The sequence below is a fragment of the Vibrio hibernica genome, from assembly GCF_015223435.1.
Lineage (GTDB): Bacteria > Pseudomonadota > Gammaproteobacteria > Enterobacterales > Vibrionaceae > Vibrio > Vibrio hibernica.
In genome coordinates, this window is the sequence record NZ_VHKO01000050.1 from 1 (window position 1) to 14,971 (window position 14,971).

Here is a 14,971-nt window from a genome sequence, read left to right on the forward strand (position 1 = left end):
CTTGGGAGCGCCTTTTATATATTAATTAATCTGAATTATGTTTTTAGATATCTTGGACATCAAAGTTAATTTCAGTGGCCACATCAGCGTCATAGTCAACGCCTTCAACACCGAAACCAAATAACTTCAAGAATTCTTCTTTATACTCAACGTAATCCGTTAATTCTTTAAGATTTTCAGTTGTCACTTGCGGCCATAAGTTACGGCAATGCTCTTGAATGTCATCACGCAGCTCCCAATCATCTAAACGTAGACGATTAGTATCATCAACTTCTGCTACGCTACCATCGTCTTTATAAAGACGCTGGCTAAACATGCGATAAATTTGTTGCATACAGCCTTCGTGTACGCCTTCTTCACGCATCTTCTTAAATACCATTGCAATATAAAGTGGCATAACAGGAATCGCTGAGCTTGCTTGAGTGACAACACTCTTAAGCACTGCAACATTGGCTGTACCATTTAAGCTTGCTAATTTTTCGTTCAATGCCGTTGCAGCACGATCGAGATCCATTTTTGCTTTGCCTAGAGCGCCATCCCAGTAAATTGGCCAAGTTAACTCTGTACCAATATAGCTGTATGCTACTGTTTTACAGCCTTCCGCTAGAACACCAGCATCAGAAAGTGCAGATATCCACAATTCCCAATCTTGTCCGCCCATGACCGTTACAGTATCATTAATTTCTTCTTGAGTCGCAGGCTCAACACTTGCTTCAATGAGCACATCTTTATTAGTGTCCACAGCTGTTGCCGTGTATGTCTCGCCAATAGGTTTTAATGCTGAACGGATAACTTCACCCGTTTCTGGCATTTTACGCACTGGTGAGGCTAATGAATAGACCACCATATCAATCTGACCAAGATCAGCTTTAATTAAATCGATGGCTTTTTGTTTCGCTTCATTTGAGAAAGCATCACCGTTTAGACTTTTTGAATACAAGCCTTCTTGTTTTGCAAACTTGTCAAAAGCCGCAGAATTATACCAACCAGCAGTGCCAGGTTTTTTTTCTGTACCCGCTTTTTCAAAGAACACACCGATAGTTGATGCACCACCACCGAATGCCGCGGCAATACGAGAAGAAAGTCCATAGCCACTTGAAGAACCAACCACCAATACACGTTTTGGTGCATTTGCAATTTGACCTTGAGCTTTAGTATATTCAATTTGTTCTTTTACATTTGCTTCGCAACCAACAGGGTGAGTGGTTGTACAGATAAATCCACGGATCTTAGGTTTGATAATCATATTCAGCTTCCTTTAAAAAACATCTGTAGGATAAAAGTTTATCCCCATTTTCGCACCCTATTTCTCTTTTTTTTACCAAAATAGGTAGGTGGTTAGACCTGTATTTAAGCTTTTAAGTAACAAACCTATAAATTAGACACAAAAATCCTCAATTGCAATTAATCCAAATACTAAGATTATTTCACAATTGAGGATTTAGTTATTTAATAATTCGCGAGCTTTACTTTTGCTTTACAGCACTATTAAACTTTTTCAACTTTACCATTTGATTTTTTATGGGTACGAATTTCACTCATATCATGGCTGAAATGATCAACCTGAATGGAGCGATAACGCAATTCATCTGCCGCTAAGATTTCTTTTACCTCATCCTGAGTCAGAATTTTTTGTTCAAGCGCTAAAGCCAGGCGATCTTTCAATAACCCTGATTTTGGTAATTGCCCATCTTTCACTGCCTTGTGTACTTTTCTTTCTAAGTGACGAACATCATACATCGCAATAAAAGCACGTTCGATAAGACCTACGCTGTCGTTCTCATCATCACGAATGAAGCATAACTTAGTTAAACGATCACGATCAGCCCCTGGAATCATCATGCTCGTTGCTATCTTATTTTTTTGTTGATCACTTGGAACTTTAAAGCGGTTACCTAATGGGAAGACTAACAATTTAAGAAGGTTAGCGGCAATCCTGTTAGGTAAGTTATTATATGCCTCTTCTAGGGCTTTTGATGCTTGGTGTAAACAATGTGTCATGCTGTAATGGACATAATCTAAATCAGCTTGTTGGCGACCTTCATCTTCAAAACGTTTCAAAACGGCTGACCCAAGATATAAATAACTTAGCGCATCACCTAAACGTGCCGAAATCATCTCTTTACGTTTAAGCTCACCGCCCAATGTCAGCATGGCAAAGTCAGTTGTCACCGCCAGCGCTTTACTCAATCGAGTCATGTGTTGATAGTAACGTTTGGTTTCTCCTGAACTTTGAGATTTGGCCAGATGAGAACCTGTCAATGCCATTGTAAATGCACCTAAACTGTTTTTAATCGCATAACTCATATGCTTAAACAATAGGCTATCAAATTCTTTTATCCCTGCTTCTTCATCTGGATTCGCCGCCGCTTCCATTTCAGGTAATACAAATGGGTGACAACGCGTTGCTCCTTGTCCAAAAATCATTAAGTTACGGGTTAAAATGTTGGCCCCTTCAACCGTAATAGCCACCGGTACACCATAATAGTGATGAGCTAAATAATTCATAGGTCCAGTTTGAATAGCGCGACCAGAGTGAATATCCATAGAATCATTTAAAATGGTCCGTGCCATTTCTGTCATATGATACTTGGCAATCGCTGTAACAATGCCGGGTTTTTCTCCCATATCAAGTGACGTCGTGGTTAAAGCCCGCGCAGCTTCAAGCATATAAGTCATACCACCAATACGTGCCATTGCGTCAGCTACACCTTCAAACTTACCAATCGACATACCAAACTGCTTACGAACATACGCATAAGCGCCAGTTGTTCGGCTGGTTAAATGACCAATAGCAGTGCCAAGGGCCGGAAGTGAGATCCCGCGACCTGCAGATAAACACTCTACCAGCATACGCCAGCCTTTACCTGCATAATCAGCGCCACCAATTAGCCAATCCATAGGAATGAATATATCTTCTCCACGCGTTGGGCCATTCATAAAAGCCAAACCAAGTGGGTCATGGCGCTCACCAATTTCGACGCCTTCATGATCGGCTGGTATAAGTGCACAAGTAATGCCAAGGTGGTCTTTATCACCTAAAAGGTGGTCTGGATCATCAAGTTTAAACGCCAGACCTAAAACAGTCGCCACTGGCGCCAACGTGATATAGCGTTTGTTCCAACTTAAACGAATACCTAATACTTCTTTGCCTTCATGCATTCCTTTGCACACAATGCCAATATCAGGAATACTACCGGCATCCGAACCCGCTTCTGGCCCTGTTAAAGCAAAGCATGGAATATCGGTGCCATCGGCTAAACGAGGCAGCCAATAATCTTTTTGTTCTTGCGTGCCGTAATGAGAAAGTAACTCACCAGGACCTAATGAATTAGGCACCATAATAGCGACAGCAGCACTGATACTACGAGTCGCAATTTTTGTAACAATGGTAGAGTTTGCATGTGCAGAAAAGTTCTTACCGCCATATTCTTCACCTATGATCAAAGCAAAGAATTTTTCATTACGAATATAATCCCAAACTTCTTTTGGCATATCTCGATCTTGTTGAACAATTTTATAGTCATCCAACATGTTCAACAAAGTTTCAACTTCATTATCAATAAAGGACTGCTCTTCTGAGGTTAACTGCGGTTTAGGATAATTATGCAGTGTTTGCCAATCAGGCGATCCTGAAAACAGCTCACCATCCCACCACACACTTCCTGCTTCCATTGCTTCACGTTCGGTATTGGATAGCGGCGGTAAAACTTGTTTAAACCATTTAAACGCTGGCTCGCTAATCCATTTTTGTCGTAAAGAACTCATAATCTATTCCTTTTTCCGCGTTATTAATTGTTATGAACTGAAACCACAGCTAGCCCATATCGAATGTGAGGTGTCAGTATCCATCGTTTATTGTTGTTTTTAATTAACCCTAACTATCAGCCGCAACACCCGCCGCTAAAAAAGGAATAAGCCGTTGAATTACGGCGTCCGAATCCACTTTCTTGCCATACGAATTAAATGCAATTTCGGCTAATGCTTTACTTGAAGACATGGTGAAAACACAGGTTCCTAAAGTAAAGTGTAGACGCCAAAAGAGTGTTTCAGGATCAATACTAGGACTCGCTTTTTTTACCGATTCTGTAAATAAGTTAAGCACATTGCTGTATCGTGTAGTAATAAACCAGCGTAAATGCCCTTGTACATCGGTATAGCCCCTGCCAGTCAGTAACATAAAACGACTCGCTCCATTTGGCCGTACTTTATCTAAAGACATCAAAGGCTCACCTAACGTATTAAAGACATCCTTCATGCTGTAATCATTTTTTTGATTGAGTACCTGCAAAGACTTTTCGAGCTCAGGCATAAAAGCTTCTAAGTAACGGTTCAGCACTGCACGTACTAATGTTTTTTTATCACCAAAATGATAATTAACCGATGCTAAATTCACATTGGCTTTGGTGGTAATTGTTCGTAGTGATGTATCGTTAAATCCATGCTCTGCAAATAGCACTTCCGCTACATCCATTATTTTTGCTTTCGTGATATTTTTAGGACTCATTGTATATTTCGCCAAATTCAAATAAGCGTATTAAACATATGTTTGAATTTTAAAGCAAAACAGACAATTGAAACTATCGCGTAGATCACAAATGCTACAAATGAATAAAACAGAATTAAGGGTGATAATATTTATATTATTAGTTTCAATGAGTTGAGTAATTATCCCAAAAATATGGAACCGAATAGAAAAAACTGAGTCATATAATAGGTAACAAGCCGAAATTGAATTTAGTTATGACAGTAGGAATAATTATTTTCACTTATTTCAGCTAAAGTGTAATTTTTTCATATTTAATCCCTATATTGTTTTAGCCCACATCAAATTGATATGGGCTTTTTTTTTATTTCTTTTCGTTAATACCTAAACGCCATTATGGCTATTTTTCTTTCGCTAATGTGTCTTTTGAAGGTGCCTCTTTCGGTAAGAAAACATGCAGTAAGATATACCCCAGAACGGCTGCTGTTGTAGAGCCAATCAAAATACCCAAGCGTGAATAAGTATCAAAAGCTGCATCTACATTGGTAAAGGCCAAAGACGATATAAATATAGACATCGTAAATCCGATACCACACAACACTGATACGGCAAAGATATGTTTAAAATTAACCCCTTCCGGTAGCTTAGCAAAACCCAGCTTTACAGAAATCCAGCTGAAGCTAAATACACCAAGAGGTTTACCAACGAGTAGACCGAGCGCAATTCCAAGTGGCAACATTGACGTTAAGCCGCTCAAAGAGACCCCTTGTAGCGAAATACCTGCATTGGCAAACGCAAACAATGGCAAAATAAAAAAATACACATATGGATGTAATGCATGTTCTAAATGCTTTAATGGCGATCTTCCCTTATCCTTACTCTTCAAAGGAATAGCAAAACCAATCACGACACCCGCTAAAGTAGCATGGACACCTGACTGTAAAACGCTAACCCATAGAATAAAACCAACCAATAAATACCAACGTATCTGCGTCACATTCCTCATATTCATTACAAACAGTATTACTGTTGAAATGAAGCCAATTAACAATGCTAAGATCGATAAATCATTTGAATAAAATAATGCGATGATCACGACTACTCCCAAATCATCAATGATCGCTAATGCCAATAAAAACACTTTCAAACTAACCGGTACACGGCTACCTAACAACGCCATGATGCCTAATGCAAAAGCAATGTCAGTTGCAGCGGGAATTGCCCAACCACTCACGGCAACCGGGTCATTACCATTAAAGGCAAGATAAACCAAAGCCGGTACTAGCATTCCACCAATGGCTGCAATCGCTGGGAATAGTGCAGTTTCTTTTGATTTTAAAGCACCTTCTAATAGTTCACGCTTAACTTCCAATCCAATTAATAAGAAGAACACCGCCATCAACCCATCATTAATCCAATGCGAGGAAGACATACCCAAAATATTAATGTGTAACGATGCTTGGTACACATCATTAAAAGAAGAGTTAGCAACTAACATAGCAAGCACAGCTGCAACCACTAAGATGATGCCACTGGCCGATTCTTTCTTAAAAAAACCTAACATACTACCACTCATTAATTATTGTTCCCTTTAAGCCTAGTTTATTTTAGTGATATTAAAGAAGCGTCTATTCTATCAATCATGAGAGTAAGTAAAAATCGATTGTTTGGATGATAATGATCGGATTTTACGACGAATTGGAAGGTTATTAATTTTAAGGTTTGCCGAAATGATAGTGAGTAAACTGTCGTTTTATTGGCATATTCATTGAGGATAGGGATCAAAACGAGATAGCTGCATACTCTTCACAAATACAGCAGCTATCTCGTTAACATTACTGTTCTTGCGAGGTTAATTGCATAAATCCAACGCCCATATGACTGCCTGTAACTTTAATTGGTCCTTCCCAAGAAGGTACCCAAAAAGGCAGCCATAGTTCATTTTCAATAGTTTGAGTGATTAAACTGATATTATATTTAGGGATCTCGATGACCCACCGAAGTGCTAATGTTTTACCGTTTAAGAGTGTTGTATTTTCTAAAGGATAAAGTCGGATTTCATCATTTGAGATATTAGTAACAGTGCCACTTCTATTAGCAATCGTACCGGTTACAAACTTCATTTGGTCTTGTTTGTGGTATTGATTTAAGACCAACGCTCGACCATCAGTCAAATGAATGGAAAATGTGTTTGATCCAAAACCACTTTCTGGTAACAAACTATTCCCCCACTCTTTATCTATCCATGCTAATCCCTGCACCGCTACATTTTTACCATTAAGATTTAAAGTACCTTTTGTTCGTAAAAATGGTGCACTAAATTTATAGCTCACTTTAGATGGGAGATCATGCAGCGCGTTATATCCATTATCGCCGGGCAGAATATAAGGGCCGTAAGCCTCCGACGTTAGAGCGACCGAAAAATCATCTGTATGTGCCGATAAATAACTTGGCAGTGCGGTATTATTCCGCGATTGCCACGTCCAATTATCAATCCAAAGATGAAATGGATCCATAAACACACCAGCCTGTCCTACTCCACCCCGAGCAATTCTTTGCTGTAACCACGACTTCCCTTCAGTTGAAACAACAAGTTGAGCAGTATAAATTTGTGTACTATTCCATCCCACACCATTTTCATCGCTATTGGCAACACGATAAACCAGAAATTGGATACCATAGTCTTTACCATCGGAACTTTTTACATTGGCTCGATAATGCCAAGTTTCATAATGAAAACCAGTATGTTCATTCATATCAGTGGCGACCGAAACACCTTGACCAGGTATCACCGGTTCAAAAACGAAAGCTTCTGTTTCCTCATTAATATCAGTAGCAGGCTTCGGTTGTGTTGAAATCAAATGTTGAAAGAAAAAAGTAGTCAGTAGCCATAGGCCAAATACCACAACCCCCGCCAAGCTCACTAGTTTAATGCACAACCAATGTTTCTTAGTCATGATAATGAGCCTCTTAATAATTTCATTGGTGTGGTTTTAAGCATTAACCATACTGGCCAAGCACCAGCAATAAATAAGGTTAAAAGTGACCATGAAAATGTTGATAAATATTGCCACGGTAGAATTTGCAACTGCATTGTCCATCCAAAGGCGCTTTTCAGCACAACATCAACCATTAACTGAGCCAAGATAATACCTAATGGTAATGCAATAAAAGCAGTAAACAGCCCAATAACCAGCAATTGCAGAGCACCCAATAACACTAATTCTTTACCTGAAATACCAAAGCACCGTAATAAAGCTACTTGTCTTTGGCGTGAAATCTCACCCGCCACCGTTGAAAAAAACAATCCAAATATAGCAATAAATAAAGTCAGTTTACCTAAGGTATCGGCAACTTTAAAAGTTTGATCAAACACCGTCATAGCCTGATTATGCATCATCATATTATTATAAATACGATCCGTGGAGAGACTAAACCTCTGCTCAATTCGCTTTGTAAAATCAAGGGTATTAACTTTAGGATTCAGCACCACGCCTAATGCGACATTCCCTCCCTCAGGAAAAATCTTACTCCACATATGTTCAGAGATAATGACCTGTTTATAAGGATTACCATAATCATAATAGATGCCGAGCACTTGCCAATTATGCCCTAGAGGTTCAGGTAAAATAATATGGTCGCCTGGATGCAGGTTTTCTTTTAACGCCATCGATTCACTGACCATTACGCCACGGGAATGCTGCAGCAGATCCCAATACTCTGGCACGGCAAGCTTAACCGTCAAGGCTGTCTGTTCTCCTTCCGAGCTCCCTGAACTAACGACTTGTAAACTTCCAGTATCTGTTTGGAGCGATTTTTCCCAACGCCACCATAGATTTTTCACTTCAGGTTGAAGAGGCAACCATTGGCCAATTCGAGCAGAAGAGGCAATAGTAGGAGTGATATATAAATCGGCAGATAAGCGTTGAACTAACCATTGATCTGTCGTTTGTCGAAAACTTCCTACCACAGTTTCCACGCCAATATTGGTTGCTAATGCCAGCATAAACGCCATGGCAGCAACGCCGCGATAACTTAAACTCGCACCAAGATCCGAAAAGAACCAACGAACTTTGACCCAAGGCATCGTGAATGAAAAACTCAAGAATAAGCGCCACAAGAAAAATGGCATCATCAGCCCGACACTCACTAATAATAATGCAATCAGGGTGAAACCTTCTGCTTGAGACTTCGTTGTTTGATATAAAGCCACCGCGGCTACAATACAAATGCAGGCAAAAATAGCTTGTAATGTAAATTCACGGCCAGCAAAACGAATCAAAGATAGCTTTGATGCCAATCGAATAGGTTGCGTTCTAACCAACCGAACCAAAGGCCATACACAAGATAATAGACAGCCAAAAATAGACATTAATAAACTGTATTGACTCCACTCCCAGTTCCAATCAATTTTTAACCCAACATCGGCTTTATATAAGTCACTTAAACTGGCAGATACTGATGGCATTAATCTATTGGCAAGCTCTAGACCTAGCATCGTACCACTGACCCAACCAATCAAAATCCAGCCGCTAATTTCTAATAATAACGCTTTCGTTAACTGCCAGCCTGAAACTCCCGTTAAACGAAGAAGCCCGACTAAAGGTTGTCGCTGAGTAAAAGACAAAGACATTGCTTGATAGAAAATAAATAAGCCCACTAAAAAGGATAGCATTCCCATGGCGGTTAAATTCATATGAAAAGCTTTCGTTAATGCGCCCAGTTCTACCCGAGTATTACGATGCATCGAAATACCTTGAGGCAAAAATTTACGCAATCGCTCTAGCTTATCTGGAGACATCGCACTACATGCCACCATATCAAACCCGCCACTTGGATTAAGTTGGCGAAGTAGCGCAATATCAACAACTAATCGCGCACCAGAAATCCGTTCCATGGTGTCTACTTTGATCGGACCTAAGGTTTGTCCGTTATGAAGAGGTATGTAATCACCATCATCAAGATCTAAGTAGGCCGATAGCTGACGGCTGATCAGTACAGGGTATGGAGGGCGCATCAAAGAGAGAATGTCAACTTCAGAGAGTGGTTTTCCCGTCCGAAAAGACATCATAGAAACAGGGTCAAAACCAACAATATTAAGTTGCGTACCTTTTTCTGTCGACACTCGATAAGTATCAAAAGGAACACATTGATTAAAACCATTACGGCGTAATTGAATATAAAGCCCTTGTGGGATTTTATTACCCGAATGTTTGGTTTGGATGCGATAAGGCAAGGGATTAGAAAAAAGTTTTTCGCCTTGAGCATAGCTTTGTTTGGCATGGTAGTTAACCGCAAGTACCCCAACTAATAAGGAAATACCAAGCGTTAATCCAAGCCAAACCAATAATATTTGAAAAGGATGACGACGATAATGACCAAGTAGAGCTTTAGCTACGGGCCATAACATTGAGTTGTCCTCCTTGTAACCGAACACAACCATTTTCTAAATGCAGAGCTACCCTTTCAGAGTGCGTGACCAATAATAATGTACAATCCATTTTGGTGGTTAAGCTCGTTAATAAACGCATTACTGCTTCCGCATTTTTTTCATCAAGACTTCCAGTCGGTTCATCCGCAAGCAGCAAAGATGGCTCCATATATAAAGCACGAGCGATCGCGGCTCGCTGCTGCTGTCCACCAGACACTTCTTCAGGGTAACGACCAAGCAGCGGCATAAGATCAAGCGAGGACAAAATTTGACGCCAAAGTTTAGGATCGTCAGGCAAACCTTTTAATTGACGGCAGAAGCGGATGTTATCGGCAATATTAAGCGTAGTTAGGAGATTAAACTGTTGGAATATAAGACCGATATTATTACGACGAAAAGCCGTTCGTGCTCTTTCAGCAGCAGAGTGCATTGGAAAATCAGAGAACCAAATATCACCTGAATCACAAGAATCAAGACCGGCAATAAGATTCAATAATGTACTTTTCCCTGAACCACTTTCACCCATTAATGCTAGCTGATCACCACGATTTAATGTTAACTCTGCCCCTTGTAAAACAGGAATAAATACTCCCCCATCCATGTAACCTTTACAAAGATTTTTAAGCTGTAACATTACACTCTCGCCGTTATCGTTTATTCGTGAGGAAATCTACACCAATTACCTTACTTTAGAAAGCCTATTAAGCTGAGGGGAAATAGTGTATAGCCATTTTGGACAATGAAATTCGCCAACGCGACAAGTATCAAACGTTAACTTCAACGTTCTAAAGTGTTTCCTATACTGACTTCGGTATCTCAGCCAACGATTTACCCACATTATTAGGAAACACCACATATTCTCCATGATATTTTACAATCGATTTATAATCCGTTTGCTTATGTAATAAAAAACCACTCTTACTTGCCTCTTCAACGAAAGCAATGTGGTTACCTCGGACATAAAAACTCATTGGTTTGGTTAAATTTTCACCGTCAAAACACTCTTCGCATTGTTTAGCACATAAAACGAATGAATTAGGCTGATCGGCAAAAACTTGGATTTTTTCGGTTAACTCAAATTCATTCACCACTTCCCAGCCTTGAGCTTCCATATGATCCATAAATATTTCTATTTGTTTATCCGTCACTGGCTTTGATGCTTGTTCAATTGGGAGTAAACGGTGATATAAAGCAGAAATACGCTCAAATAAACTCACTAATTCACTGCCAGCCCCTTTACTACGACTTAATTTTTGCCAGCGGATCAAATCATTTTTAACACACCCATCAAAACCTTGAGATTTAATACTTTTCGTGACCCAACGAGCTAAAAAGTGAGTATTAGTGATCGGTGTATTAGCAAGCTTCTTTGTATCATGCAGTTCTTTTAACTCGGCTAAAGCACTATTAACAACGTTTTGAATTTCAACAGAATATTGCATCGTTCTCACTTCTCTATTATTTGTTCATATTAAACTGATGGATATTGTAAAGGTTACGCTTTACGACTCAATAACCAATAAGAAGACAACGATAAGATGGCGCTTCCAAACATAGCAAAAACCATCGGCCATAAATGACCACTCGGTAACATCGCAATCACAGCGCTCACTACCGCCCCAGTTCCAAAGCGTAATGTTCCAGCCAATGATGATGCTGTTCCTGCCATCGCGGGGTAATTATTCAGTAGTAATCCCATTGAATTACTACCAATAATTGAAATCGTGCCTACAAATAAAATGATACTTGGTACGATCCCCCACAATCCCCAGTCAAAGAGCCAACTCGCAAACAAAGCAATTCCGGCAATAGTTTGGCAACTTAATCCAAATCGAAGCATCCAATGTGAACCCATTTTTCGCACCGCTCGACCATTAAAACTAGTCATTAACACCATACCAATCACGTTAAGTGCAAATAAGTAGCCAAAAGATTCTGGTGCCACACCGAAAATATCGATGTAAACAAATGATCCAGCGGTAATAAAAGCAAACATTCCCGCAAATGAAAAAGCACCACAAAAAATCAAACCAAATGAAACGGGGTTAGTAAATAATTTGTAGTAATTTTTGAGTGTGGTTTTAAACCGTAATGGCTGCTTATTCTCTGGTGCTAACGTTTCTGGGATTTTGATAAAAACAGCGACCAAAACCAAACATGCCACAATCGCCAAAGCGGCGAAAATTGACCGCCAACCGAACCAAACGGCTAAATGCCCACCTATCATTGGTGCCAACAATGGTGAAATAGTGATCACTAGAGTAATAAAAGACATCGCACGTGCAAAATCTTCACGGTTAAACATGTCACGCACCACCGCTTGGACAACAACAGCAGATGCTGCGCCAACAAAGCCTTGGGCAAAACGGGTATAAAGCAAAGCATCAATATTTGTCGTAGTTGCACACACAACGGAAGTAATGGCGAATAAAATCGTACCAAGTAACATCACAGGGCGGCGGCCATAGCTGTCAGCTAAAGGGCCATGTAGTAACTGACCGATTGCAAATCCTGCCGTATAAGCCGTTAATGTTCCTTGGATCAGGCCATTATCTACGCCAAAGTCTTTTGCGATGGTTGGCATGGCGGGTAAATACATATCAATAGCAAAAGGCGTAAGTAAACCGATAGATCCTAGAATAAGAAAAAGAACAAAATGGCTTTTAGAATCTTGTTGGGACATGGAACACCTTATAGAATGCAGATAAATGCTTGGGACAAAAAAAAAGCAAAGGCTCCTGTATATTGTAATCAGATTTACAATAGGAGCCTTAAATATTGGAATAATTACCCGATCGATTGAATTTCTTCGGCAGTTAATACTCGGTATTCACCCGGTTCTAGAGTCTCATCTAATACAATTTCGCCAATAGCTTCACGATGTAGACGTTCTACTTTATTACCCAACGCGGCAAACATACGTTTTACTTGATGGTATTTACCTTCACAAATCGTCAGCAACAATTCATTTTGTGAAAAGTCTACCACTTCAATCTTAGCAGGTAAGGTTAAGCCTTTTTCATTATGCAATTGAAGGCCTACAGTAAGCTGATCAGCATAATCCTCACCAATAACCTCTTCCAACCAAACACGATAGACTTTACTGCATTTACGTTTTGGTGATGTAATTTTATGCGACCATTGACCATCATCGGTAATTAACACAAGGCCAGTGGTATCAACATCTAACCGACCAGCAAAATGCAGTTTATCTATTTTTATTTCATCTAATAAGGTAAAGGCTGTCGGGTTAGCATTATCTTCATGAGAACAAACAAAACCCTCAGGCTTGTTGAGCATAAAATATCTTGGTCCCGGCATAGGTAAAATACGATCTTGCCATTCTACTTTAGAACATTCGCTAACTTGAACAGAAGCAACCTTGATAATCTTCTCATCGACACTCACTTCACCACGGCGCAGTAAAATAGTCGCTTCCCGACGTGTTACCCCTAATGTTTCACATAAAAATTTATCTAAACGCATGTATACCTCGAATTAATTGACCGTCATTATAGGCGTCTTTAAGCAAAGAGTTGAACTATTTCACACTCTTTACAAAAAAAGAGTGTTTTTAGGTGCCGACCCTATTAAAAAACCAATATTGAGGCCGATGAAATACCACCATTTTATAAAAATGACCGAGCATCATTTTGCAACACTAATAAAAATATACTTCTATTTATTGCCATAAATTCGATGACTAACATTCCAAATTCAATATATAAATTCATTATTATTCAGCTCAATATTCCGCTGAAATAAATAGAAACATTTTTTATGTCGAAAAATAAGACCCCAGACTTTAGTCTTAGCCCGCTTTGATTTCACCTCATTTATTAAGACTTAAGTCTAGTGACATAAATACACCGCATTTTGATTAAAAAATAACCTTCTTAATATAATTAATATAAACAATGACTTAAACTGGTCTTACCTGTTTTATTAAGTTTGATAACGAAAAACACAAAAAGTATTAACCTCGTAACACTTTTGAAAAACAAAATACACACAATCAATTATTAGTAATAACATTATTAATAACTGCTGAATCGCAGCAGAGCTATAAAATAAATAATAATGTGTAAGGGATTAACCATGAAAAAAACACAATATTCACTATTAGCAGTATCTATTCTACTTGCATCGCAGGTACATGCCGCGGGCTTCCAAGTGGTAGAACATTCAGCATCAGGTTTAGGTCGAGCTTTCTCTGGTGCGGGTGCGGTTGGTGACAATGCAAGTGAAATGTCAGCCAATGCGGCCTCTATGATGTTGTTTGATAAAGCACAATTTTCTGGCGCGATTTCTTATATCGACCCTGAAATTGATGTCAAAAATAACAGCACAGGTGAATCAGCAAACAACATAGCACCATCGCAAGTAGTTCCGGCTTTCTATTACATAAACCCCGTTGGTGACAAATGGGCTTGGGGCGTTGGTATGTACACCGATTATGGTGTAGCAACTGAGTACCCATCCGATTTTATGGCTGGTGATATTTCAGGTAAAACTTCTTTAACGACCTTTAAACTGAACCCAAATATTGCTTATAGAATTAATGAGCAATTTAGTGTTGGCGCGGGTGTGAATTTCGTTTATGCAAAAGCTGAATTAAAGAGAACGAAAGGTCTTACTAGTATGAATCCTGCAATTGGAGGAAATCCTACTGATACTCTTGTAAAAATGGAAGGTGATACTTTCGGTTATGGGTGGAATATTGGTGCCTTATACGAAGTTAATAAAAATAACCGTTTTTCTGCTTCTTATAAATCAGCAGTTAAGCTAGATTTCAAAGATGGGGATTTTACCGATGGCTCAGGCATCATAGCTGGTATGACTCCAACACAACCAATTGATACTAAAGCGGACTTAGATATTAAATTACCCGATATTGTAATATTATCTGGGTTCCATCAACTCAATCAACAATGGGCTGTGCATTATAGTTGGCAATGGACCAATTGGAGTAAATTTTCGGAGTTAACCGCTACAAGCGATACATGCTCCGGTCCAGGTGCTAGTGCTCAAGGAACTTGCTTTACCAAAAAAGA

The 14,971-nt window shown here is 39.4% G+C and carries 11 protein-coding genes; 1 reads left to right on the forward strand and 10 read right to left on the reverse strand.

The genetic code is table 11. The features are described 5' to 3' along the window. Positions 1–43: 43 nt before the first annotated feature. From fabV to rsuA, 10 genes are all read right to left on the reverse strand, one after another. Positions 44–1,246 (reverse strand): enoyl-ACP reductase FabV, encoded by a 1,203-nt coding sequence (gene fabV / locus FH976_RS13290; protein WP_194091324.1) that lies wholly within the window; start codon positions 1,244–1,246, stop codon positions 44–46. 242 nt (positions 1,247–1,488) lie between these two features. Further along, positions 1,489–3,768, reverse strand: coding sequence for an acyl-CoA dehydrogenase (locus FH976_RS13295; protein ID WP_194091325.1), 2,280 nt, complete (start codon positions 3,766–3,768; stop codon positions 1,489–1,491). 109 nt (positions 3,769–3,877) lie between these two features. Beyond that, entirely contained in the window at positions 3,878–4,507 is a 630-nt protein-coding gene (locus tag FH976_RS13300; RefSeq protein WP_194091326.1) for a TetR/AcrR family transcriptional regulator, read from the reverse strand. Positions 4,508–4,886: 379 nt separating this feature from the next. Beyond that, positions 4,887–6,062 carry a Na+/H+ antiporter NhaA gene (nhaA, locus tag FH976_RS13305; RefSeq protein ID WP_194091327.1) on the reverse strand — a complete coding sequence of 392 codons (1,176 nt, stop codon included), beginning with the start codon at positions 6,060–6,062 and terminating at the stop codon, positions 4,887–4,889. Positions 6,063–6,321: 259 nt separating this feature from the next. After that, on the reverse strand, positions 6,322–7,443 hold the full coding sequence (locus FH976_RS13310; protein ID WP_194091328.1) for a lipocalin-like domain-containing protein: 1,122 nt from the start codon (positions 7,441–7,443) through the stop codon (positions 6,322–6,324). Then, entirely contained in the window at positions 7,440–9,896 is a 2,457-nt protein-coding gene (locus tag FH976_RS13315) for an ABC transporter permease (RefSeq protein ID WP_194091329.1), read from the reverse strand. The genes FH976_RS13310 and FH976_RS13315 overlap by 4 nt, the downstream gene beginning before the upstream one ends. Continuing rightward, positions 9,877–10,551: an ABC transporter ATP-binding protein gene (locus FH976_RS13320; protein ID WP_194091330.1), complete on the reverse strand. Its 675-nt coding sequence runs from the start codon at positions 10,549–10,551 to the stop codon at positions 9,877–9,879. Before FH976_RS13320 ends, FH976_RS13315 begins: the two co-directional genes overlap by 20 nt. A 163-nt stretch (positions 10,552–10,714) precedes the next feature. Further along, on the reverse strand, positions 10,715–11,359 hold the full coding sequence (locus FH976_RS13325; protein WP_194091331.1) for a DUF2913 family protein: 645 nt from the start codon (positions 11,357–11,359) through the stop codon (positions 10,715–10,717). 53 nt (positions 11,360–11,412) lie between these two features. Further along, a complete protein-coding gene (locus FH976_RS13330; protein ID WP_194091332.1) occupies positions 11,413–12,600 on the reverse strand; it encodes a Bcr/CflA family multidrug efflux MFS transporter in 1,188 nt (395 codons plus the stop codon). A gap of 104 nt (positions 12,601–12,704) precedes the next feature. Then, on the reverse strand, positions 12,705–13,403 hold the full coding sequence (gene rsuA / locus FH976_RS13335) for a 16S rRNA pseudouridine(516) synthase RsuA (protein WP_194091333.1): 699 nt from the start codon (positions 13,401–13,403) through the stop codon (positions 12,705–12,707). A 612-nt stretch (positions 13,404–14,015) separates the two neighbouring features. On the opposite strand from rsuA, the gene FH976_RS13340 reads away from it, so the two are divergent. Beyond that, positions 14,016–14,971 (forward strand): outer membrane protein transport protein (locus FH976_RS13340; RefSeq protein WP_194091334.1); only part of this gene is annotated, 956 nt, incomplete at its 3' end.

Coding starts and splice junctions, on each gene's coding strand:
- fabV (WP_194091324.1), bottom strand. CDS start 1,246: ATGATTATCAAACCTAAGATCCGTGGATTTATCTGTACAACCACTCAC.
- FH976_RS13295 (WP_194091325.1), bottom strand. CDS start 3,768: ATGAGTTCTTTACGACAAAAATGGATTAGCGAGCCAGCGTTTAAATGG.
- FH976_RS13300 (WP_194091326.1), bottom strand. CDS start 4,507: ATGAGTCCTAAAAATATCACGAAAGCAAAAATAATGGATGTAGCGGAA.
- nhaA (WP_194091327.1), bottom strand. CDS start 6,062: ATGAGTGGTAGTATGTTAGGTTTTTTTAAGAAAGAATCGGCCAGTGGC.
- FH976_RS13310 (WP_194091328.1), bottom strand. CDS start 7,443: ATGACTAAGAAACATTGGTTGTGCATTAAACTAGTGAGCTTGGCGGGG.
- FH976_RS13315 (WP_194091329.1), bottom strand. CDS start 9,896: ATGTTATGGCCCGTAGCTAAAGCTCTACTTGGTCATTATCGTCGTCAT.
- FH976_RS13320 (WP_194091330.1), bottom strand. CDS start 10,551: ATGTTACAGCTTAAAAATCTTTGTAAAGGTTACATGGATGGGGGAGTA.
- FH976_RS13325 (WP_194091331.1), bottom strand. CDS start 11,359: ATGCAATATTCTGTTGAAATTCAAAACGTTGTTAATAGTGCTTTAGCC.
- FH976_RS13330 (WP_194091332.1), bottom strand. CDS start 12,600: ATGTCCCAACAAGATTCTAAAAGCCATTTTGTTCTTTTTCTTATTCTA.
- rsuA (WP_194091333.1), bottom strand. CDS start 13,403: ATGCGTTTAGATAAATTTTTATGTGAAACATTAGGGGTAACACGTCGG.